This window comes from Kitasatospora sp. NPDC059673, from assembly GCF_042734215.1.
Lineage (GTDB): Bacteria > Actinomycetota > Actinomycetes > Streptomycetales > Streptomycetaceae > Kitasatospora.
This window is the reverse complement of record NZ_JBHWEN010000022.1, coordinates 39,300-61,389: the sequence shown is the minus strand read 5'-3', so window position 1 is coordinate 61,389 and position 22,090 is coordinate 39,300. Positions and strand designations below refer to the sequence as shown.

The following is a 22,090-nucleotide window of genomic DNA, read 5'->3' as shown; positions in this document are numbered from 1 at the left end:
CCGGCAACGCTGGCGGGTCGGTGTTCGGGGTGGTGGGGGTCAGGCCACCAGGGGCCGGTCGGTCGGCTTGATCGGCGCGGGGAGCGCTGTCCTGCCGCCCAGGTAGGTGTCGACCGCCGCGGCGGCCGAGCGGCCTTCCGCGATCGCCCAGACGATCAGCGACTGACCGCGACCGGCGTCACCGCAAACGTACACCCCGTCGACGTTGGTGCCGAACTTGCCGTCGCGGGCGACGTTTCCGCGGGCGTCGAGCTCGACACCCAGCTGCTCGACCAGGCCGTTCTTGACGTCCGTCCCGGTGAACCCCATGGCGAGGGTGACCAGCTGAGCGGGGATCACCTTCTCACTCCCGGGCACCGGCTCGAACTTGCCGTCCTTGAAGGCGACTTCGACCAGGTGCAGCTCCTGCACATTCCCGTTCGCGTCACCCGAGAAGTGCGTGGTGGAGACCGAGTAGATCCGTCCCTCCTTGCCCGCCTTCGGCGAGGAGGGTCCCTCTGCCTGCATCCCGCCATTCTTGGCCTGCAGGAGGTAGTTGGTCTCCTCGTGGGCCGAGGTGACCTTGTACGTCATCGGCATGGTCGGCCACGGCTGCCCGGCCGGACGGGCGTCCGACGGGCGCGGCATGATCTCCAACTGGGTGACGGAGGCCGCGCCCTGGCGGTGTGCGGTGCCGACGCAGTCGGCACCGGTGTCGCCGCCGCCGATGACCACGACGTGCTTGCCCTTGGCCGAGATCGGGGAGTCGACGTAGTCACCCTCCTGGACCTTGTTGGCCAGCGGCAGGTACTCCATCGCCTGGTGGATGCCGTTCAACTCCCGCCCAGGGACGGGCAGCTCACGCGCGGTGGTGGCGCCGGCCGCGATCACGACGGCGTCGAAGCGCGAGCGCAGGTCCTGCCCGGTGAGGTCGACGCCGACCTCGACCCCGGTGCGGAACCGGGTGCCCTCGGCGCGCATCTGCTCGATGCGGCGGTTGATGTGGCGCTTCTCCATCTTGAACTCGGGGATGCCGTAGCGCAGCAGTCCGCCGATCCGGTCGGCACGCTCGTACACCACCACCGTGTGCCCGGCCCGGGTGAGCTGCTGGGCGGCGGCCAGGCCGGACGGGCCGGAGCCCACCACGGCGACGGTCTTGCCGGACAGCCGCTCGGGGACCTGCGGGGTGACGCCGCCCCGGTCCCAGGCCTTGTCGATGATGCTGACCTCGACGTTCTTGATGGTCACCGCGTCCTGGTTGATGCCGAGCACGCACGCGGACTCGCACGGGGCGGGGCACAGGCGGCCGGTGAACTCCGGGAAGTTGTTGGTGGCGTGCAGCCGCTCGATGGCGCCGACGAAGTCGTCCCGGTAGGCGAGGTCGTTCCACTCGGGGATCAGGTTCCCGAGCGGGCAGCCGTTGTGGCAGAACGGGATGCCGCAGTCCATGCAGCGTCCGGCCTGCTTGCTGATGATCGGAAGGAGGCTGCGCTCGACGTAGACCTCGTTCCAGTCGCGCAGTCGCACGTCCACCGGACGGCGCTCCGCCAGCTGCTTGGGCGTGGTCAGGAAGCCCTTGGGGTCAGCCACGTGCCGCCTCCATCATCTTCGCGGTGGTGTCGGCCTCGGAGAGGCCATCGCGCTCAGCGGCGTCCTTGGCGGCGAGCACTGCCTTGTAGTCGGTCGGCATGATCGTGGAGAAGCGGGAGACCCCACTGCCCCAGTCGGCGAGGAGTTCGGCGGCGACGGTGGAGCCGGTCTCCTCGTAGTGCTGCTGCACGGTCTCGCGCAGCCATTCGCGGTCGGCGGCGCCCGGGGCCTCGATGCCCACCATGCCGCTGTTGACGTTGGCGGGGCGCAGGTCCAGCACGTAGGCGATGCCGCCGGACATGCCCGCCGCCAGGTTGCGGCCGGTCTCGCCGAGGATCACCACCCGGCCACCGGTCATGTACTCCAGGCCGTGGTCGCCCACGCCCTCCACCACCAGGGTGGCACCGGAGTTGCGGACGGCGAAACGCTCACCAGCCTTGCCGCGCAGGTGGATCCGGCCCGAGGTGGCGCCGTAGCCGATGGTGTTGCCGGCGATCACGTGCTGCTGCGCGTCGGCGCCGATCGCGGCGGCGTCCCGGGCCGGGCGGACCACGATCACGCCGCCGGACAGGCCCTTGCCGACGTAGTCGTTGGCGTCGCCCTCCAGTCGCAGCGTCACGCCCCGGGGGACGAAGGCGCCGAAGGACTGGCCGGCCGAGCCGGTGAAGGTGACGTCGATGGTGCCCTCGGGCAGGCCCTCGCCGCGGTGCTTCCTGGTGACCCGGTGGCCGAGCATGGTGCCGACGGTGCGGTTGACGTTGCGGATCGGCAGCTGGATGCGGACGGCGTCGCCGCGCTCCAGGGCGTCCTCGGCCAGTTCGATCAGCTGGTTGTCGAGTGCCTTGTCGAGCGCGTGGTCCTGCTCGGTGGTGCGGTGCCGGGCGGCACCCTCGGGCAGGTCGGGGACGTGGAACAGCGGGGCCAGGTCGAGCCCGGAGGCCTTCCAGTGGTCGATCGCGGCCCGGGCGTCGATGTGCTCGGCGTGGCCGACGGCCTCCTCGATCGAGCGGAAGCCCAGTTCGGCGAGCAGCTCGCGGACCTCTTCGGCGATGAACTCGAAGAAGTTGACCACGAATTCGGGCTTGCCGGAGAACCGCTCGCGCAGCACCGGGTTCTGGGTGGCGACGCCGACCGGGCAGGTGTCGAGGTGGCAGACCCGCATCATGATGCAGCCGGAGACCACCAGCGGGGCGGTCGCGAAGCCGAACTCCTCGGCGCCCAGCAGGGCGGCGATGACCACGTCGCGGCCGGTCTTCAGCTGGCCGTCGGTCTGCACCACGATGCGGTCGCGCAGGCCGTTGAGCAGCAGGGTCTGCTGGGTCTCGACGAGGCCGAGCTCCCAGGGGCCGCCCGCGTGCTTGAGCGAGGTCAGCGGGGAGGCGCCGGTGCCGCCGTCGTGGCCGGAGATCAGCACCACGTCCGCGTGCGCCTTGGACACGCCGGCCGCGACCGTTCCGACGCCGACCTCGGAGACCAGCTTCACGTGGATGCGGGCGTCCGGGTTGGCGTTCTTGAGGTCGTGGATCAGCTGAGCCAGGTCCTCGATGGAGTAGATGTCGTGGTGCGGCGGCGGGGAGATCAGGCCGACGCCCGGGGTCGAGTGCCGGGTCTTCGCCACCCACGGGTAGACCTTGTGGCCGGGCAGCTGGCCGCCCTCGCCAGGCTTGGCGCCCTGGGCCATCTTGATCTGGATGTCGTCGGCGTTGACCAGGTACTCGGAGGTGACGCCGAACCGGCCGGAGGCGACCTGCTTGATCGCCGAGCGGCGCTCGGGGTCGTACAGGCGCTCCGGGTCCTCGCCGCCCTCGCCGGTGTTGGACTTGCCGCCGAGCCGGTTCATCGCGATCGCGAGGGTCTCGTGCGCCTCCATCGAGATGGAGCCGTACGACATCGCGCCGGTGGAGAAGCGCTTGACGATCTCGGAGACCGGCTCGACCTCGTCCACGGAGATCGGGGTCCGGCCGAGCGCGTCCAGCCGGAACAGGCCGCGCAGCGTCATCAGCCGCTCGGACTGGGCGTTCACCCGGTCCGTGTACTGCTTGAAGACGTCGTAGCGCTTGGTGCGGGTGGAGTGCTGGAGCCGGAACACCGTCTCCGGGTCGAACAGGTGCGGCTCGCCCTCGCGGCGCCACTGGTACTCGCCGCCGATCTCCAGCGCGCGGTGCGCGGCAGAGATGCCGGACGCCGGGTACGCCTTGGCGTGCCGGGCGGCGGTCTCCTTGGCGAGCTCGTCCAGGCCGATGCCGCCGAGCTTGCTGGTGGTGCCCGCGAAGTAGGCGTCCACCAGCTCCTGGGACAGGCCGATGGCTTCGAACACCTGCGCGCCGCGGTAGGAGGCGACGGTGGAGATGCCCATCTTGGACATCACCTTCAGCACGCCCTTGCCGAGCGCCTTGATCAGGTTCTTGATCGCCTTCTCGGGCTCGCCCTTGACGAACACGCCCTGGGAGACCAGGTCCTCGACCGACTCCATCGCCAGGTACGGGTTGACCGCGCCGGCGCCGTAGCCGATCAGCAGCGCGACGTGGTGCACCTCGCGGACGTCGCCGGCCTCGACCAGCAGCGACACCTGGGTGCGCTGCTTGGTGCGGATCAGGTGGTGGTGGATCGCCGAGGTGAGCAGCAGCGACGGGATCGGGGCGTGCTCGGCGTCCGAGTGCCGGTCGGAGAGCACGATGATCCTGGCCCCGTCGGCGATCGCGGCGTCGGCCTCGGCGGCGATCTCGGCGAGCCGGGCGGCCAGGCCCTGGCCGCCGGTGGCGACCTTGTACAGGCCGGAGAGCGTGACGGCCTTCAGACCGGGCTGGTCGCCGTCCGCGTTGATGTGGATCAGCTTGGCCAGCTCGTCGTTGTCGATCACCGGGAAGGTGATGCCGACCGAGCGGCAGTGCGCCGGGGTGGCGTCCAGCAGGTTGCCCTCGGGGCCGAGGTTGCTGTGCAGCGAGGTGACCAGCTCTTCGCGGATGGCGTCCAGCGGCGGGTTGGTGACCTGGGCGAACAGCTGGGTGAAGTAGTCGAACAGCAGCCGCGGCTTCTCGCTGAGCGCGGCGATCGGCGAGTCGGTGCCCATCGAGCCGAGCGCCTCGGCGCCGGTCTTGGCCATCGGCGCGAGGACGACCCGCAGCTCCTCCTCGGTGTAGCCGAAGGTCTGCTGCCGGCGCGTCACCGAGGCGTGGGTGTGGGCGATGTGCTCGCGCTCGGGGAGCTTGGCGAGCTGGATCTGCCCGGCGGCGACCCACTCCTCGTAAGGGTTCTCGGCGGCGAGCGCGGACTTGATCTCCTCGTCCTCGACGATCCGGTGCTCGGCCGTGTCGATCAGGAACATCCGGCCGGGCTGCAGGCGGCCCTTCCTGGCGACCTTGTCCTGCTCGATGTCGAGCACGCCGACCTCGGAGGAGAGCACGACCAGCCCGTCCTCGGTGATCCAGTACCGGGCCGGGCGCAGGCCGTTGCGGTCGAGGACGGCGCCGATCCGGGTGCCGTCGGTGAAGGTGACGCAGGCCGGGCCGTCCCAGGGCTCCATCAGGTTGGAGTGGTACTGGTAGAACGCGCGGCGGGCCGGGTCCATGGTGGCGTGGTTCTCCCACGCCTCCGGGATCATCATCAGCACCGCGTGCGGCAGCGAGCGGCCGCCGAGGTGGAGCAGCTCCAGCACCTCGTCGAAGGACGCCGAGTCGGAGTGGTCCGGAGTGCAGACCGGGAAGATCCGGCCCAGGTCGCCGGGGATCAGGTCGGTGGCGAGCTGGGACTCCCGGGCGGTCATCCAGTTGCGGTTGCCCTTGACGGTGTTGATCTCGCCGTTGTGCGCGACGAAGCGGTACGGGTGGGCGAGCGGCCAGCTCGGGAAGGTGTTGGTGGAGAACCGCGAGTGCACCAGGCCGATCGCGGAGGCGTACAGCCGGTCCGACAGGTCGGGGAAGAACGGCTCCAGCTGCCCGGTGGTCAGCATGCCCTTGTAGACCAGGGTCCGGGCGGACAGCGAGGGGAAGTACACCCCGGCCTCCCGCTCGGCGCGCTTGCGCACCACGAACGCGACCCGGTCCAGCTCGATCCCGGTCCGCCCGCCGTGCTCGTCGGAAGGCGCCGACGCGACAAAGAGCTGCCGGAACCGCGGCATGACGGAGCGGGCGGTGGCGCCCAGCAGCTCGGGGGCGGTCGGGACCTCGCGCCAGCCGAGGACGGTCAGGCCCTCCTCGGCGGCGATCGCGCCGATCCGGGCGACGGCGGCAGCGGTCGCCTCCTCGTCCTGGGGCAGGAAGGCGATGCCGACCGCGTAGGACCCGGCGGCGGGGAGTTCGAAGTCGGTGCTGGCGCGCAGGAAGGCGTCCGGGATCTGGGTCAGGATGCCCGCGCCGTCGCCGGAGTCGGGCTCGGCGCCGGTGGCGCCGCGGTGCTCCAGGTTGCGCAGCACGGTCAGTGCCTGCTCGACGATCCGGTGGTCGGCGACACCGGTCAGCGTGGCCACGAAGCCGACGCCGCAGGCGTCGTGCTCGTTGCGCGGGTCGTACAGACCCTGGGCCTGGGGACGCGCGTCCGGAACGAGGGCGTAGGGGCGGGTGGCCCGGGCGTCCTCGTGGCCGGAGTGCATGGATGCAGACAGCATCGGCTCTCCCGTCGTCGTGATCAGTTGCTTGATGCAAAGGGACGACGTTGGCCCTGATGCGATGTGTCGGTGCAGGTTACATGATGCCGATCGTCCCGGGAAGTGGAATCTGCGTCCACATCCCGGACGCAACCCCAGGTCACGGGACGGACGGGGGGAGGGCGCAGCGTCGCGCGTCCAGACCAGTGTGCCCGGTGTCCAGGGGGGTGAAACAGGGGCGAAACACCCTCGGAACGCCCCCGGTCCGGAGCCGGCCTGGGATTCCCTGGCCGGGCGCCGGACACGGTGGGGATTGTTCGGTTCGGCGATCGGATGTTGAGACTAGGGCAAGGCGGAGGCCGCTGCCCATGTGTGGAACATCACGCGCCGCAGTGCATAACCATGCAGAGATCCGGGTGTTCGTACAGGCCCTGCCAGGTGGCCGGTCAGCCGATCGCCCCGCCGATCAGGCGGCCCAGCAGGAAGGTGACGGCCGCTGCCACGCCGCCCAGCGCCAGCTGGCGCAGGCCGCTGAACCACCAGGTGCGGGCGGTCACCCGGGCCACCGCCGCGCCGCAGCCGAACAGGCCGAGCGTCGCCAGCAGCGCGGCCGGCCACAGTGCGGTCGCGCCCAGCAGGTACGGCAGCACCGGCAGCAGCGCGCCCAGGGCGAAGCAGGCGAACGAGGAGCCGGCGGCGACCAGCGGCGAGGGCAGGTCCTCCGGGTCCACGCCGAGTTCCTCGCGGGCGTGCACGGCGAGCAGGGTGGCGGGGTCGGCGGACAGCTGGCGGGCCACCTCCATGGCCAGCTCCGGGTCCACGCCCTTGGCCACGTACAGCTGGGCCAGCTCGGCGAGCTCGCCCTGCGGGTTGCGCTTCAGCTCGATCCGTTCGGCCTCCAGCTCGGCCTCCACCAGCTCGCGCTGGGAGGCCACCGAGGTGTACTCGCCGACGGCCATGGAGAACGCGCCGGCCGCCAGTCCGGCCAGTCCGGTCAGCACCACGGTGCTCGGCTCGGCGGCCCCGCCGACCACGCCGGTCATCAGCGCGAAGTTGGACACCAGGCCGTCCACCGCACCGAACACGGCCGGCCGCAGCCAGCCGCCGTTGACGTCCCGGTGGTGGCCGTCGGCCGGAATCCGGGGCTGCGGACCGTTGGTGTACGGGTCGGCGATGATCGTGCTCATGCTGGCGGCTCCCCTTCCGGGCACGGCGAAGGCCCCCCGGGGCGCATTCCGGCCAGGGCTGGTCGTACCCCTCGAACGTAGCCGTTTGACCTGCGACTTTCCAGCAAAGTAAGCCTGCCCAAAGGCAGTTGGGGCCGCCCCCGCCGACCGTGGCGGGAGCGGCCCCAACGGGGTCAATTCGCGTACTCAGGAAGACTTTTCGGAATCCTTGACGTCCGCATTGTGCTCGGCGGCTCCGTCGCCGTCCTCCGGGCCGTCCTCCGGGCCGTCCTTGAGGCTGCCCTTCGGGCCGTCCTTGGGAGCGTCCTTCGGGCCGCCCTTGCCGGGCGCGTCCGCGATCGCCTCCGCGCCGCTCTCCCGGGCCGCCGCCTCGGCGCGCTCGCGGGTGGCCTGCGGGTCGATCTCGTCCGGGTCCTCGCGGCCGGGGCGCAGCCGGGCGGAGAGCACCAGGTAGACCACCGCGCCGATGAAGACGGCGATCGCCACCCAGTCGTTCAGCCGCAGGCCGAAGAAGCGGTGTGCCTCGTCGATGCGCAGCCACTCGGTCCAGAACCGGCCGGGCGTGTAGAGCGCGACGTACAGGGCGAAGGCCCGGCCGTGGCCGAGGGTGAAGCGCTTGTCGGCCCAGATCACCGCCACCGCGACCAGCACGCACCAGATCGACTCGTACAGGAAGGTCGGGTGGTAGGTGCCGGTGACCACCTCGCCGTTCGGCAGGGTCTTGTCGATCTCCAGGCCCCAGGGCAGCGTGGTGGGCTTGCCGTACAGCTCCTGGTTGAACCAGTTGCCCCAGCGGCCGATGGCCTGGGCGAGGGCGATGCCGGGGGCGATGGCGTCGGCGTACGCGGGGAACGCGACGCCGCGGCGGCGGGCGGCGATCCAGGCGCCGACCGCGCCGAAGGCGATCGCGCCCCAGATGCCGAGGCCACCCTCCCAGATCTTCAGCGCGTCGAGCGGGTTCTTGCCCTCGCGGAAGTACAGCTGGTTGTCGGTGATGACGTGGTACAGCCGACCGCCGACCAAGCCGAACGGCACCGCCCAGACGGCGATGTCGCCGACCGTGTGCCGGCCGCCGCCGCGGGCGACCCAGCGCCTGCTGCCGAGCCACACGGCCACGACGACACCGATGATGATGCAGAACGCGTAGGCGCGAAGCGGGATGGGTCCCAGGTAGAGGACTCCCCGCGACGGGCTCGGAATGTATGCGAGATCCATGACACCCTCGACGCTACCGTGTCCCGCCCGCCGCACCGGCACCGGAACGGGTCACGGAAGCGTCACTCCTCCCGGCCGGTCGTCCGGCCGTCAGGGTGCGGGCGGGGTGTTGGTCTCGGCGGCGGTCGAGGTGGGCGCCGGGCTCTGCCCGTGCGAGCCGGGGGTGCCCAGCTGCTTGCCCTGGTTGGCCTCGTCCACCCACTTGACCAGGTTCTCCGGGCTGATCTGCTCGTCGCCCTTCTTCGGGTAGATCGGCTCGCCGTTGAGCAGCACCGTGGGCGTCGACTTGAAGCTGGACTTGTCGAAGTTCTGCTGCACCGCGGAGACCCAGCCGGCGAACTTGTTGGTGTTGACGCAGGTCTGGAACTCGGCGTTGTCCAGGCCCGGCACCTGCTTGCCCAGGTCGATCAGGGCCTGCTTGCTGCCGAAGGTGTCCTCGGTCTCCCCGGGCTGGTTGCGGTACAGCACGTCGTGGTAGTCCCGGAAGTGCCCGGCGTTCTGCGCGCAACCCAGCGCGTTGGCACCGTACTTGGAGCCGTTGCCGCCGAGCGAGCGGTCGATGAACGACACGATGTGGTAGTTGAGGTAGATCTTGCCGGCGTCTTCCAGCTGGTCGATGGTCGGCGAGAAGGCGCGCTCGAAGGCGCCGCAGGCCGGGCAGCGCGGGTCCTCGTACACGGTGAGGGTGGACGGGGCGTTGGCGGACCCGACGGGGATGATCAGGTTCTTGTCTCCGATGGTGCCCGCGGGGGCGGCGGTCGGTGTCTCCGGCTTGGAGCGCTGGTTCTGCACCACCACGCCGACCACCACGGCGGCGGCGATCACGCCGAGCACCGCGCCGCCGACCACCAGCTTCTTCTTCCGCTTCGCCCGGGCCTCCTGCTCCGCCCGTTCCACCAGCATCCGCTCACGGGCGCTGCGCTTGCCTTCTTCGTTCTTCTCGCTCATGAGGTGCTCTGCCATGGTCCAGGGATCGGTTCTCTTCGTTGGGTGCTGCGGGACGGGGTGCGGTCAGGCGGCCAGCCAGGCGTCCGCCGAGAGTTTGGTGCGGGGGCGGAAGATCAGCCACGCCGACAGCAGCAGGAAGCCGGTGTCGCGGAGGATCTCCTGCACGTACTTGGTCTGCGACTCGCTCACCGGGCCGCCGCCGCCGAAGCAGCCGCAGTCGATCGAGATGCCGCGCGCCCAGACGGAGGTGATGCCGGCGATGAAGAGCACCAGCAGCGTCGCGGAGATCACCGCGACCACCCGGGTGCCCAGGCCGAGCACCAGCAGTACCGCCAGTGCGAGTTCCAGGAACGGCAGCCCCCAGCCGACCGGCTTCACCAGTGCCTCCGGCAGGATCGCGTAGGCCCGCACGGCCTGTGCCGCCTCCGCCGGGTCGGCGACCTTCGCCAGTCCGGCCCAGCCCCACACCACGGCCAGGCCCAGCCGCACCACCAGTCCGAACCACTCGGCCGCCGGACCGTCCACGACCCGGCGAAACCCGCTCACCCGGCCGTGTTGGGCCTGTTGACTGGCCATCAGTTCCCCCTCGGGCGCGCTTCACCGTTTCCTGCCTGATGAACCGTAGGGGATGAGGTGCGGTTCCTCCATATTCGCCAGTTACGCCGGATGAGTGACGCTATACGGTCATACATCCGATTCTTCTGGTCATCGGCCCGGCGGTCCGCACTCCGCCTCCGAGTGCTGGCAGACCACCGCCCGCTCCGCACCGCGGCGCGCCAACTCCCGTTCCACGCCGCCGGTTCCGGCCAGTGCGGCGGCCAGCGCCAGGCCCGCCGCCAGTGCCCGCAGCAGGACCGGTTTGTGCACCCGAGCCATCCGCACGCCCTTTCACCGACCGACCGTCAGCGGGTTCAACGGCCCGGGCCGCGACAAGATCACCGAACGCCCGGGACAGTTCACCCGATCAGGTGGCGGCCCGAGAAAGCCGAAGAGCCGCCCGGGGAGCGGCTGTTGCTCCCCGGGCGGCCCTCCGAACCGCGCGAACTACTTGCGGCGCACACCCGACGCCAGATCGGCGGCCAGCGCCCGGACGGCGGCCAGGCCGTCGGCCGGCCCGGCGGCGTCCAGCAGGCGCTGCACGAACGCGGAGCCGACGATCACGCCGTCCGCGAACGCGGCGACTTCGGCGGCCTGGTCGGCGTTGGAGACGCCCAGGCCGACGCAGACCGGCAGCGCGGTGGTGGCCCGGGTACGGGCCACCAGGTCCTCGGCCAGGTTGCCGACCGCGGCCCGGGTGCCGGTGACACCCATCACGGCCGCGGCGTAGACGAAGCCGGAGCCGGCCGCGGTGACCTCGGCCAGCCGGGCGTCCTTGGAGGACGGGGCGACCACGAACACGGTGTCCAGGCCGTGCTCCCCGGCGGCCTTGCGCCACTCCACCGACTCCTCGACCGGCAGGTCGGGCAGGATGCAGCCCGCTCCCCCGGCCGCGGCCAGGTCGGCGGCGAACCGGGCGACGCCGTAGCGGTCCACCGGGTTCCAGTAGGTCATCACCAGCACCGGCACGGCCGGGTGGGCGGCGGCGACCTCGGCAACGGTGCGCAGCACGTCCTTGATCTTCACGCCGCCGCGCAGCGCGATGTCGTCGGCGGTCTGGATGACCGCGCCGTCCAGCACCGGGTCGGAGTGCGGCAGGCCGACCTCGACGACGTCGCAGCCGCCCTCGATCAGCGCGTTGATCGCGGCGATGCCGCCGTCCACGGTCGGGAAGCCGGCCGGCAGGTAGCCGATCAGGGCGGCCCGGCCCTCGGCCCTGGCGGCGGCAAGGGCGGTGGTGAGCTTGGTGTCGGCCATGGTCAGTTGGTCCCCTCGGCGTCGTCGTAGAGGCCGAAGTACTCGGCGGCGGTGTGCATGTCCTTGTCGCCGCGGCCGGAGAGCGAGACCAGGATGGTCGCCTCCGGGCCCAGCTCGCGGCCGAGTTCGAGCGCGCCGGCCAGGGCGTGCGCGGACTCGATGGCCGGGATGATGCCCTCGGTGCGGGACAGCAGCCGCAGCGCCTCCATCGCGGCGCGGTCGGTGACCGGGCGGTACTCGGCCCGGCCGGTGTCCTTCAGCCAGGCGTGCTCGGGGCCGACGCCGGGGTAGTCCAGGCCGGCCGAGATCGAGTGCGACTCGATGGTCTGGCCGTCCTCGTCCTGCAGGACGTAGGTGCGCGAGCCGTGCAGCACGCCCGGGTCGCCCTTGGTGAGGGTGGCGGCGTGCTTGGGGGTGTCGGCGCCGTCGCCGGCCGCCTCGCAGCCGATCAGGCGCACGCCCGCGTCCGGGATGAACTCGTGGAAGATGCCCATCGCGTTGGAGCCGCCGCCGACGCAGGCGACCACCGCGTCGGGCAGCCGCCCGGTGCGGTCCAGCACCTGCTGGCGGGCCTCGATGCCGATCACCCGGTGGAAGTCGCGCACCATCATCGGGAACGGGTGCGGGCCCGCGACGGTGCCGAACAGGTAGTGGGTGGTGTCCACGTTGGCGACCCAGTCGCGGAACGCCTCGTTGATGGCGTCCTTCAGGGTGCGGCTGCCGGACTTGACCGGGACGACCTCGGCGCCCAGCATCCGCATCCGGGCGACGTTCAGGGCCTGCCGCTGGGTGTCGACCTCACCCATGTAGATGGTGCAGTCGAAGCCGAACAGCGCGCAGGCGGTGGCGGTGGCCACGCCGTGCTGGCCGGCGCCGGTCTCGGCGATGATCCGGGTCTTGCCCATCCGGCGGGTCAGCAGTGCCTGCCCCAGCACGTTGTTGATCTTGTGCGAGCCGGTGTGGTTCAGGTCCTCGCGCTTGAGCAGCACCCGCGCCCCGCCCGCCTCGGCGGAGAACCGGTGGACGTCGGTCAGCGGGCTGGGCCGGCCGGTGTAGTCCTTCAGCAGGGCGTCGAGTTCGGCGGCGAACGCCGGATCGGCCTTGGCCTTCTCGTACTCCTCGGCGACCTGCTCGACGGCGGCGACCAGCGCCTCCGGGATGAAGCGGCCGCCGTAGGCGCCGAAGTAACCACGAGCGTCCGGGACTTGGGTACCCGGAACGTTGAGCTCGGACATGGACAGTCCTCTGTCTGGAAGTTGACGGCGTGAAGGTGGAACGGGCGGGGAGTACTCAGCCGCGGGTTCCGCGCCATCGGCGTCCGGGGACCTGTCCGGGCTCGCAGCCGATCACGTACCGCACCCGCCGCCCCAGCACCCGGCGTGCGGGCGCGCGGCAGCCGCGCGGGCGGCAACCGGGGGCGAGACGGGTGGCGATCGACATGGCGGAGGGTCAGCCCCGTCCGTTGTTGCGCAGCGCCGGGTGGGCCCCGGCGGCGACCAGGTCGGCGACCGCGGTGCGCGGGTCGCGGCCGGTCACCAGGGACTCGCCGACCAGCACCGCGTCGGCGCCCTGGTTGGCGTAGGTGATCAGGTCGTGCGGGCCTCGCACCCCGGACTCGGCGACCTTGACGATGTGCGCCGGGATGGCGTCCACCACGTTGCCGAAGGTGTTCCGGTCGACCTCAAGGGTCTTCAGGTTGCGGGCGTTGACGCCGATGATCCTCGCGCCGGCGTCCACCGCGCGGGCGATCTCCTCCTCGTCGTGCACCTCGACCAGCGGGGTCAGCCCGATCGACTCGGCCCGCTCGATCAGCGAGACCAGGGCCGGCTGCTCCAGCGCGGCGACGATCAGCAGCGCCAGGTCCGCGCCGTGCGCGCGGGCCTCCCACAGCTGGTAGGCGGTGACGATGAAGTCCTTGCGCAGGATCGGGGTCTCGACCGCGGCCCGCACCGCGTCCAGGTCGGCCAGCGAGCCGCCGAAGCGGCGCTGCTCGGTGAGCACGCTGATCGCGGCGGCCCCGCCGGCCGCGTAGTCGACCGCCAGCGCGGCCGGGTCGGCGATCGCCGCCAGCGCGCCCTTGGACGGGCTGGAGCGCTTGACCTCGCAGATCACCCGGACACCGTCGCCGCGCAGGGCGGCCGCGCCGTCCTTCGCCGCGGGTGCCTTCGCCGCGAGCTCCTTGAGTTCGTCCAGGGAGGTTCGGGCCTGTCGCTCGGCAAGGTCCTGCCGGACCCCGTCGATGATCTCGTCGAGCACAGTCACGCGTGCGCCCCCATCGTGTATCGCTGGTGAGGCCGGGGACGCAGATGCACAGCCCCGGCCTTTCGATGGTATCGGGCCCGGGGGGCGCACTCAGCATCCGACCGGCGTGCGTCTCGATCGGCGGACCGCCGGGCGCCCGCTCAGACCGCAGGGGGCGCGAGGCCGGCGCCGACCGGCAGGTTCCGGAGCACCGTGAACAGGGCCAGGGCCAGCAGCAGCAGCACCGTCTGCCGGCCGGTCAGCCGGAAGCCTGCGGGGCGGCCGCGCAGCGCCCGCACCGTCCAGCGCAGCCACAGCACGAGCGCGGCCAGCGCCAGCAGCGTCACCAGCAGGTTGTCGTGGGCGGCGGTCAGCAGCTCGCCCCTGGTCAGCGCGTGCACGCAACGCAGCCCGCCGCAGCCGGGGCACCACCAGCCGGTCGCCTGCAGCACCGGGCAGACCGGGTAGTGGCCGGGGATGTTCGGGTCGACCGCGGCGACGAACGCGGTGGGCATCGCCACCGCGACCAGCGCCGCCAGCGGGCGGACCAGGCGGCGCGGCACCGAGCCGGCGGTGGGGACGGGGGGAGCGTTCACGGGCACGATTGTGCCCGGGCCGCTCCGGAAACTCCCCGGAAAACGCCGAACGGCGGGCGCGCGGCCCGCCGTTCGAAACCTGACGCCGAGGTTCAGGCCGTGGTGACCGCGGGGCGCTCCTCGGTGGGCGCCGGCGCGTAGTGCTTGCTGGGCTGCTTGCCCATGCCTGCCATCGACATCGCCTTGCCGACGACGCCGCCGATCAGGACCACGGCGAGGCCAGCGATGGTCAGCACGACGTTCGGCATGATCATGGCCACGCCGGCCACGCAGAAACCGACGAAGGAAATGACCACGCCGGTCCACGCGGCGGGAGTGTGGCCGTGCGCTGCTGAAGCCATCTTGATGCTGCTCCTTGTTCTACGGGGCCCCGGTCGGGCGGTCCGGGGTGGCGCTCGACGGGTTGACCCCTCCATTGTGCCGGGCCGAACACGGCGTCCCCAAGCGGGGGCCGCCGTGGTGCCGAGCACACTCAGCCGGTGGGGTCCTCGCCGCGGTCCAGCGCCTTCCACAGGTCAGCGGGGCTGTTACCGGTCGCCCCGGCCTTCCCGGCCGGACGGCGGCGGGTCGGGGCCTCGTAACGGGAGCCCATCGCGGGCCAGTTCCGGCCGAAGCGCACCGTCAGCGCACCGGCCGCGACCAGCAGCAGGCCGCCCGCCAGCGCCACCCACGGCCAGGCAGTGCGAGTGATCTCCTCGGCGTGCGCACTGGTCAGCCCCAGCTGCGTCGCGGCCAGGGTGTGCAGGCCCGCGGTGTCGGCCCGGCCGATCAGTGCCCCGGCGACCGCGCCCGCGCCCGCCAGCACCGTCAGCAGGCCCACCAGCAGCCGGGCCCGGCCGCGCACCGCGAACACCGCGACGGCGGCAGCCATCGCCACCAGCGCCGTGCCGGTCGGCAGGCCGGTCAGCTTGCTGCCCGAGGCGGAGATCGCGATCCGGCCACCGGCCGTGCCCGGCGCCACCCCCTCCGCCCAGGTGCGGCCGACGGCGGTCAGCACCAGGGCGGCACCGAGCGCGGTCAGCAGCAGCATCAGCACGAGGGTGCCACGGGACGACTTGGGGGCAGCGGGAGTCTCACTCACCCGACCAGTGTCCCCGACCCCACCCCACCGCCCACCACCGCCCCTGCACCCCCGAGCCAAGCCTCTCGGCAGCCGGACATCAGCCCCGCACCGCCCACCGCCCCCGGGGCCGCCAGGCGTCAGACCCCCGCGCTGTCGCCACCGCCCCTGCGCCGCAGGCGTCAGGCCTCCGCGCCACCACCACCCCCGGGCCACCGCGCGTCATGCCCCCGCACCGCCCACCACCACACCCCATCAGGCCCCTGAGCGACCAAGCGTCAGCGCCCCTCGCCACCGCCCCAGCGCCGCAGGCGTCAGGCCCCCGCGCCGTCGCCCCACGCCGCCCGCCACCGCCCCTGCGCCGCAGGCGTCAGACCCCCGCGCCGTCGCCCCACGCCGCCCCTGCGCCGCCTGCGCCGCCAGGCGTCAGACCCCCGCGCCACCACCACCCCCGGGCCACCGCACGTCATGCCCCAGCACCGCCCACCACCACACCCCATCAGGCCCCTGAGCGACCAAGCGTCAGCACCGCCCGCCACCGCCCCTGCGCCGCCAGGCGTCAGGCCTCCGCGCCACCACCACCCCCGGGCCACCGCGCGTCAGGCCCCAGCACCGCCCACCACCACACCCCATCAGGCCCCTGAGCGACCGAGCGTCAGCACCCCTCGCCGCCACCCGCAGAATCGCCGCCCCCGGAACCGCCGAGCTCAGCGCAGCGTGTTGGCGGCGGCGACCGCCCGCAGCACGGCGGTGGCCTTGTTGCGGCACTCGGCGTCCTCGGCGTGCGGGTCGGAGTCGGCGACCACGCCCGCCCCGGCCTGCACGTACGCGGTGCCGCCGCGGATCACCGCGGTGCGGATCGCGATCGCGGTGTCCGAGTCGCCCGCGAAGTCCAGGTAGCCGACGCAGCCGCCGTACAGGCCGCGGCGGGTGGGCTCCAGTTCCTCGATGATCTGCATGGCGCGGGGCTTGGGCGCGCCGGAGAGCGTGCCCGCCGGGAAGCAGGCGGTGAGCACGTCGAGCGCGCTGCGGCCCTCGGCGACCTTGCCAGTGACGGTGGAGACGATGTGCATCACGTGGCTGTAGCGCTCGACCGCCATGAACTCCACCACCTCGACCGACCCCGGCGCGCAGACCCGGCCCAGGTCGTTGCGGCCCAGATCGACCAGCATCAGGTGCTCGGCCCGCTCCTTCGGGTCGGCCAGCAGCTCGGCGGCCAGCTCGGCGTCCTCCATCGCGGTGGCGCCGCGGTGCCGGGTGCCGGCGATCGGGTGCACCATCGCCTCGCCCTCGGCGACCTTGACCAGCGCCTCCGGGCTGGAGCCGACCACGTCGAAGCCGCCCTCCGCGCCGCCGTCGGGGCCGGGGAAGCGGAACAGGTACATGTACGGGCTGGGGTTGGTGGTGCGCAGCACCCGGTACACGTCCAGCGCGGACGCCTCGCAGGGCGCCTCGAAGCGCTGCGAGGGCACCACCTGGAAGGCCTCGCCGGCCCGGATCCGTTCCTTCACCATCTCCACCGCCTTGCGGTAGGGCTCGCCGCCGAACGGCGAGTGCGCCTCCACCTCGGTCGGCGTCCAGGTCGCCAGGCCCGGGTCGACGGGGCGGCGCAGGTCGGCCTCCATCGCGTCCAGCCGGGCCGCCGCGTCGGCGTGGGCCTCGTCCACGCCGGTGGCCAGGTCGTTGTGGTTGACGGCGTTGGCGATCAGCAGCACGGTGCCACTGGCGTGGTCGAGCACCGCCAGGTCGGTGGCCAGCAGCAGGGTCAGCTCGGGCAGCCGCAGGTCGTCCGGGGTGCGGTCGGGCAGGTTCTCCAGGCGGCGGACCACGTCGTAGCCGAGGTAGCCGACCAGGCCGCCGGTGAGCGGCGGCAGGCCGTCGTCCGGGTGCCGGGGGGTGTGCAGGGCGGCCAGCGCGGCGCGCAGCACCTCCAGCGGGTCGCCGGAGGTCGGGATGCCGACCGGCGGCTCGCCCAGCCAGCGCGCGCCGCCGTCCTGACCGACCGTCAGGACGGCGCCGGAGCGCACCCCGACGAACGAGTACCTGGTCCAGCTGCCCTGCTCGGCGGACTCCAGCAGGAAGGTGCCGGGCCGCTCGGCCGCCAGGCTGCGGTACACGCCGATCGGAGTGAGGCCGTCCGCGAGGAGCCGGCGGGTGACGGGAATGACCCGGGTGTCCGCGGCGAGCGCGCGGAAAGCCTCAAGTTCCATGGAGCACCGATCAGATGGGAGCAGCGGGTGGTCGGGAACAGGCTAGCGGGACAGCGGCAGCACGTCGGCGTCGAAGCAGGTCCGCTCGCCGGTGTGGCAGGCCGCGCCGGCCTGGTCGACCTTGACCAGCACCGTGTCGCCGTCGCAGTCCAGCGCGACGTGCTTCACGTGCTGGACGTGGCCGGAGGTGTCGCCCTTCACCCAGTACTCGCTCCGGCTGCGGCTCCAGTACGTGCAGCGGCCGGTGGTCAGGGTGCGGTGCAGCGCCTCGTCGTCCATCCAGCCGAGCATCAGCACCTCACCGGTGTCGTACTGCTGGGCGACGGCGGGCACCAGGCCGTCCGGGGTGCGCTTGAGGCGGGCGGCGATGGCCGGGTCCAGGGCGGTGCTGCCGGGGGTGGCGGGGTTGGTCGACATGCGGTCCATTCTCGCAGGCCGCGTCTCGCGAGCTGGCCCGGTCCGCCCGGGCGACCGGCCCGGACCCGGTAGTTTGAGCCCCGACAAAAACAGAACTGCTCTGCACGATGGGGGATTTGCCGGGTGAGTCAGTACCAGTCGCAACCACTGCCGACCGTCGCCTTCGGTCACCACCTGCTCCAGCGGACGGCGGGCGAGCACCTCCACCCCGGCGAGCCGATGATCGGCACCTGGGCGATGAAACTGGACCGCCTCGCACCGCTCTGGTGGGACCGCGACACCGTCCGCGCCGCGAGCCACGCCCCGCTGGCCTGGATCCACAACTTCTTCGTGCGGCTCTGGTACGGCTTCCTGCTGTACTTCCTGCCGCGCTGGTTCGTCTACTGGTTCACGCCGGACGTGCACCTGCGGCGCCCGTACGGCCTGTCGCTGACCCGGCGCGCCTACCGGGCGATCCGCCGGCCGCTGCACGGCGGCTCGTTGAGCGGCGACGAGGGCTCGACGGCATGGCAGGTCTGGCGGGCGGTGCGGACCACACCCGGCGAGAAGCTGCGGGCCGACCACGACTACTTCACGGTGCTGCTGACGGACCGCCGGCTGCTGATCCTCAGCCGCTGGACCTACGGGCAGCACCACGAGCACTACCGGGCCGTCCCGCTGTACGAACTCCCGCTCGGCAGCTGGTGGTTGCGCCCGGACACCCCGAACGACATCTGGGCCGCCCGCCAGGACCTGCTGTTCGGGGACGGCTCCTGGATCGCCCTGGACTTCGAGGACTCGGACGAGCGCGAGGCGTTCCGCGCGGCGACGGCCGGGCGCTGACCGACGGCCGGGCGCTGACCGTACGACGAGGGCCCCGCCGCCGTAGTGGCGGCGGGGCCCCCAGGCCGGTCAGCCGAACGCGGTCGCGATCCGCGACTCGTCCACCCGGTAGGGCGCCGGGTCGTTGGCCAGGCCCACGTCGTGCAGGAGTTCCTGCTTGACCGCTTCCTTGTTGACGTCGCTCGTCAGGCCCGCCTTGCCGACCGCCCAGGCGGACTGCCCGGCCGCCTTCAGCGTGCCCTTGACCGTTCCGTCACCCATCTGCACCGGGTCGTCCTGGTCGATCCCGAGCGTCTCGCGGAACTTGCCGTTCACCCACTGGCCGGCCTCGCCGTCGAGCTTCTGCGCGGCCTTGGCGATCATCCCCTCGCCCTGCTCCAGCTCCCGCATGCCCTGGAACGCGGCCTTCACGTTCTTGACCTGGCTCAGCGCCTTGCTGATGCCCTCCATGTTGCGGACGGCCTTGACCGCCGCGCCCATCTCCTTCAGCGCCTTCAGCAGCGCCTCCAGCTTCTGGGCCAGCTGCGTCGAGACCCGGGCCACCCGAGCCACGAAGACGGCGATCTCCGCCTCGGTGATCAGCGCGTCCGCGATCAGGCCGATGCCCATGGTGAACACCGCGATCACCGCCTCGGCGGCCAGCGACACGATCAGTGCCTCGATCGCCTCGCTGATGATCTGGATCACCATGCCTTCGGCCATCGCGCACTCCTGCGCCGCCGAGTTGATGATCTGCGCGGTCTGCAGCATGCCTTGCGCGGTCTGGTCGAGCGCGTCCGCGACCTCGCCCATGTGCCCGCCGAACGCGTCGCTGGCGCCGCCCGACCACGCCTCGGCGAGCGGCACCGCGCCGCCCCGCAGCTCGGTCGCGACCGACTGCACGGCGTGCGCCTGCGCCTGCCACTCCTCGGCGGCCGCGTTCAGCTCCGCGAGGTTGCCGGTGACCTTCTCCAGCATCCCGATCAGACCGGACTGCTCCAGCGCCCACTCGACCGCCTCGTCGAGCATTCCGCCCAGGCCGCTGCGGTCGGGGTGCTCGGCCGGGTCGAGGTTCGCCATCGCCTGCTCGACCCGGGCGTGCGCCCAGGCATAGGCGTCGCTGACACCGGTCATTTCCCTGCCCGGGCCATTCGGGAAGCTGCCCGGAGAGACGGGGTAGGGGCCGCTCCAGACGCCGCCGCCGCCCGGATCGACGTGGAAACCGGGGTCCACGTCGTAGCCGGGGTCCCGCCTGCCGCCCGGAGCGAAGCCGGGGTTCTCCTCCCAGGGCCCGCGCGGCACCCCCCGCTCGCCCTCCGCGCCGCCGTCGCCGACACCGTCCAGCCCGGTCGACGGCGCGGCGCCGCCGCCCGGCTCGGGGTTCGCCGGCTCCTTCGGGCCGAAGATCCGGTCGCCCGCCCAGTCGGTGCCGCGCTGAACCAGGCCGTCGATGGCGGTCGAAGCGCCATCCCTCAGCTTGCCCCTGAACCAGCTCTCCCGCGGATCGATCGGCCCGACCCCGTCGGCGCCGCCGTCGTCGGCGCCCGTCGGGTGGTTCGGCGGCTGCGGCGGCTGCTGCGGGTGCGGCGCCTGCGGCTGCGGCGGCACGTGCGGGGCCTGCGGCTGCGGCGGCTGCTGCGGGTGCCGCACGTTCGGCGGCTGCGACACCGGGCGCGACGGCGGCGTGGCCGGGCGCGACGGCGCCGGCTGCGGCGGCGGTGTCCGGCGCGACGGACTGGGGGTCGAGACCCTTCCGGAGCTGCCGCCCTTCCCCGCCATTACCGACCACCGCCCATCGTGCGCACCACGTGGTCCTCGTGGTCCGCGTAGTTCTGCGAGACGCCCGCCAGCCCCTCGGAGGTGCCGTTGACGGCGTTGCCGAGCGCGCCGACGTTCTCCCGGTTGGCGTTCGCGTGCTCCTGGTACGCCGAGGCCAGGTGCTGGGCGTTCGGCAGGTGTCCGAAGGCGTCGGACGAGATGGTGATCGCGGCGGTGGCCGACGCGATCCTGCTCAGCTGTTCGGACTGCTCCTGAAGCAGTGACGCATATCGATCGAGTGCGCCCGGTTCGACCCGAAATCCGCCGTCCCCCATGACAGTTGCCCTCCCTCGGCGACCTTTCAACTGGCCGGTCATCCTACTGATCCGCATGCAAAGGCTTCGCAAACAGATGTCCGAAAAGCACTGACGCGGCAACCGGCCGGCCATCACAATGGGCAGGGAACCAGGGGGTTGGCATGAGCGGGCGACAGAAGACGGTCCTGACTGCGGTGGTGGCGGCCGTACTGGCTGCGCTGGCCGCCGTCCTGCTGTGGCCCGAGCCGCACAGGCAGGCCGCCGCCCCACCGTCTCCCCCCAGTTCCTCCCCGGCACCTTCACCGAGTCCGACCAAGGAAGTTCCGTACCCGTACTTCACGCCGGGCACGTGTTTCCAGGTGCCGCGGCTCAGCAAGGTGCAGCAGCCCACCGCCGTCCCCTGCGAACAGCCGCACGACGCCGAGGCGATCGCCAACACGGACCTGCCGGACGGCCTCGCCGATCTGCCGGCGATCTACCGCACCATGACCGAGCTGTGCAAGGAGCCGAGCAAGCAGGCCCTGGCGCGCACCGGCGACGGCCCGCGGCACGCCACCTCGATCGGCCTGCCGCTGGAGTTCTACCAGCAGGGCTGGCGCGGAGTCACCTGCGCACTGACCTTCAAGGCCTGACGGCCCGACCGCTGCGTAGGCTGTGCGGCATGTCGAGCCTTGCGCGGGCCGAGCGTGCCCGTCTCACCGGATTGTTGTCGGCGGCCGGCCCGGACGGGCCGACCTTGTGTGCGGGGTGGCTGACCAGGGATCTGGTGGCACACCTGGTGGTGCGGGAGGGCCGTCCGGACGCGGCGGCCGGGATCAAGGTGCGGGCGCTGGCCAAGTGGACGCAGCGGGTGCAGGACCGGACGGCGAAGCGCCCGTACGAGCAGTTGGTGAAGTCCTTCCGCTCGGGGCCACCGGCCCTCTCGCCGTTCAACCTGCCGGGTGTGGACGAGGCGGCGAACCTGCTGGAGTACTTCGTGCACGCGGAGGACGTCCGCCGGGCGGTCGCCTTCGAGCCGGAGCCGGTGTCGCCCGAGCTGGCGGAGGCGCTGTGGCGGCGGGTGCCGACGGCGGCCCGGCTGGGCGAGTCGCGGCCGTCGGTGTCGCTGCGCCTGACGCGGCCGGACGGCCGGGAGGTGACGATCCGTCGCGGGGACCGGCCGCTGGTGACGGTGACCGGGGAGCCCGGCGAGCTGGTGCTGTTCCTGCTCGGGCGCGGCGCGAGGACGGCGGTGACGGTGCAGGGCGACCCGGCCGCGGTCGCCGCACTGGCCGAGGCGCTGCCGCTGCCGGAGAGCTGAGGGCCCGTGCGACGCCCCGCCGTACCAGGGCCCGG

Annotated in this window: 21 protein-coding genes; 3 read left to right on the top strand and 18 right to left on the bottom strand. The window is 72.4% G+C overall.

The annotated features are described in order from the left end of the window. Positions 1–39 precede the first annotated feature (39 nt). The 16 genes from ACFV18_RS24350 to hisI form a co-directional block, all read right to left on the bottom strand. Positions 40–1,569 (bottom strand): glutamate synthase subunit beta, encoded by a 1,530-nt coding sequence (locus ACFV18_RS24350; RefSeq protein WP_380486535.1) that lies wholly within the window; start codon positions 1,567–1,569, stop codon positions 40–42. Further along, complete coding sequence (gene gltB, locus ACFV18_RS24345) at positions 1,562–6,172, bottom strand: glutamate synthase large subunit (protein ID WP_380486533.1); 4,611 nt, start codon at positions 6,170–6,172, stop codon at positions 1,562–1,564. Before gltB ends, ACFV18_RS24350 begins: the two co-directional genes overlap by 8 nt. Before the next feature lie 425 nt (positions 6,173–6,597). Next, positions 6,598–7,338 carry a VIT1/CCC1 transporter family protein gene (locus ACFV18_RS24340; protein ID WP_380486531.1) on the bottom strand — a complete coding sequence of 247 codons (741 nt, stop codon included), beginning with the start codon at positions 7,336–7,338 and terminating at the stop codon, positions 6,598–6,600. Between the two features lie 186 nt (positions 7,339–7,524). Further along, the gene (gene lgt, locus ACFV18_RS24335) at positions 7,525–8,553 is read right to left on the bottom strand and encodes a prolipoprotein diacylglyceryl transferase (protein WP_380486529.1); all 1,029 of its coding nucleotides are present in this window, start codon (positions 8,551–8,553) and stop codon (positions 7,525–7,527) included. 90 nt (positions 8,554–8,643) lie between these two features. Continuing rightward, positions 8,644–9,501, bottom strand: coding sequence for a thioredoxin domain-containing protein (locus ACFV18_RS24330; RefSeq protein ID WP_380486527.1), 858 nt, complete (start codon positions 9,499–9,501; stop codon positions 8,644–8,646). 63 nt (positions 9,502–9,564) lie between these two features. Then, complete coding sequence (locus tag ACFV18_RS24325) at positions 9,565–10,077, bottom strand: MauE/DoxX family redox-associated membrane protein (protein WP_380486526.1); 513 nt, start codon at positions 10,075–10,077, stop codon at positions 9,565–9,567. 129 nt (positions 10,078–10,206) lie between these two features. After that, positions 10,207–10,368 carry a hypothetical protein gene (locus ACFV18_RS24320; protein ID WP_380486524.1) on the bottom strand — a complete coding sequence of 54 codons (162 nt, stop codon included), beginning with the start codon at positions 10,366–10,368 and terminating at the stop codon, positions 10,207–10,209. A 177-nt stretch (positions 10,369–10,545) separates the two neighbouring features. Beyond that, entirely contained in the window at positions 10,546–11,355 is an 810-nt protein-coding gene (trpA, locus tag ACFV18_RS24315; RefSeq protein ID WP_380486522.1) for a tryptophan synthase subunit alpha, read from the bottom strand. A 2-nt stretch (positions 11,356–11,357) separates the two neighbouring features. Then, the gene (gene trpB / locus ACFV18_RS24310; protein WP_380486520.1) at positions 11,358–12,590 is read right to left on the bottom strand and encodes a tryptophan synthase subunit beta; all 1,233 of its coding nucleotides are present in this window, start codon (positions 12,588–12,590) and stop codon (positions 11,358–11,360) included. Positions 12,591–12,645: 55 nt separating this feature from the next. Continuing rightward, positions 12,646–12,795 carry a tryptophan biosynthesis modulator TrpM gene (trpM, locus tag ACFV18_RS24305; protein WP_167349402.1) on the bottom strand — a complete coding sequence of 50 codons (150 nt, stop codon included), beginning with the start codon at positions 12,793–12,795 and terminating at the stop codon, positions 12,646–12,648. A 9-nt stretch (positions 12,796–12,804) separates the two neighbouring features. After that, positions 12,805–13,617 (bottom strand): indole-3-glycerol phosphate synthase TrpC, encoded by an 813-nt coding sequence (gene trpC / locus ACFV18_RS24300; RefSeq protein ID WP_380486518.1) that lies wholly within the window; start codon positions 13,615–13,617, stop codon positions 12,805–12,807. A 140-nt stretch (positions 13,618–13,757) separates the two neighbouring features. Further along, on the bottom strand, positions 13,758–14,192 hold the full coding sequence (locus ACFV18_RS24295) for a DUF2752 domain-containing protein (protein ID WP_380486516.1): 435 nt from the start codon (positions 14,190–14,192) through the stop codon (positions 13,758–13,760). A 92-nt stretch (positions 14,193–14,284) separates the two neighbouring features. Next, the gene (locus ACFV18_RS24290; protein ID WP_380486514.1) at positions 14,285–14,533 is read right to left on the bottom strand and encodes an HGxxPAAW family protein; all 249 of its coding nucleotides are present in this window, start codon (positions 14,531–14,533) and stop codon (positions 14,285–14,287) included. A gap of 131 nt (positions 14,534–14,664) precedes the next feature. Further along, positions 14,665–15,273, bottom strand: a complete 609-nt coding sequence (locus tag ACFV18_RS24285; RefSeq protein WP_380486512.1) for a TIGR02234 family membrane protein — start codon at positions 15,271–15,273, stop codon at positions 14,665–14,667. Positions 15,274–15,959: 686 nt separating this feature from the next. Beyond that, positions 15,960–17,462, bottom strand: a complete 1,503-nt coding sequence (locus ACFV18_RS24280) for an anthranilate synthase component I (RefSeq protein ID WP_380486510.1) — start codon at positions 17,460–17,462, stop codon at positions 15,960–15,962. A 42-nt stretch (positions 17,463–17,504) separates the two neighbouring features. Next, positions 17,505–17,879 carry a phosphoribosyl-AMP cyclohydrolase gene (hisI, locus tag ACFV18_RS24275; protein ID WP_380486508.1) on the bottom strand — a complete coding sequence of 125 codons (375 nt, stop codon included), beginning with the start codon at positions 17,877–17,879 and terminating at the stop codon, positions 17,505–17,507. A gap of 123 nt (positions 17,880–18,002) precedes the next feature. On the opposite strand from hisI, the gene ACFV18_RS24270 reads away from it, so the two are divergent. Continuing rightward, the gene (locus tag ACFV18_RS24270) at positions 18,003–18,701 is read left to right on the top strand and encodes a hypothetical protein (protein WP_380486506.1); all 699 of its coding nucleotides are present in this window, start codon (positions 18,003–18,005) and stop codon (positions 18,699–18,701) included. Positions 18,702–18,770: 69 nt separating this feature from the next. Here ACFV18_RS24270 and ACFV18_RS24265 read toward each other — a convergent pair whose 3' ends face one another. Beyond that, a complete protein-coding gene (locus tag ACFV18_RS24265) occupies positions 18,771–20,330 on the bottom strand; it encodes a hypothetical protein (protein WP_380486504.1) in 1,560 nt (519 codons plus the stop codon). A gap of 128 nt (positions 20,331–20,458) precedes the next feature. After that, on the bottom strand, positions 20,459–20,773 hold the full coding sequence (locus ACFV18_RS24260) for a hypothetical protein (RefSeq protein WP_380486502.1): 315 nt from the start codon (positions 20,771–20,773) through the stop codon (positions 20,459–20,461). A gap of 143 nt (positions 20,774–20,916) precedes the next feature. On the opposite strand from ACFV18_RS24260, the gene ACFV18_RS24255 reads away from it, so the two are divergent. After that, positions 20,917–21,387 carry a septum formation family protein gene (locus ACFV18_RS24255; protein WP_380486500.1) on the top strand — a complete coding sequence of 157 codons (471 nt, stop codon included), beginning with the start codon at positions 20,917–20,919 and terminating at the stop codon, positions 21,385–21,387. A 29-nt stretch (positions 21,388–21,416) separates the two neighbouring features. Further along, complete coding sequence (locus ACFV18_RS24250; RefSeq protein WP_380486498.1) at positions 21,417–22,055, top strand: TIGR03085 family metal-binding protein; 639 nt, start codon at positions 21,417–21,419, stop codon at positions 22,053–22,055. The last annotated feature ends 35 nt before the right edge of the window (positions 22,056–22,090 follow it).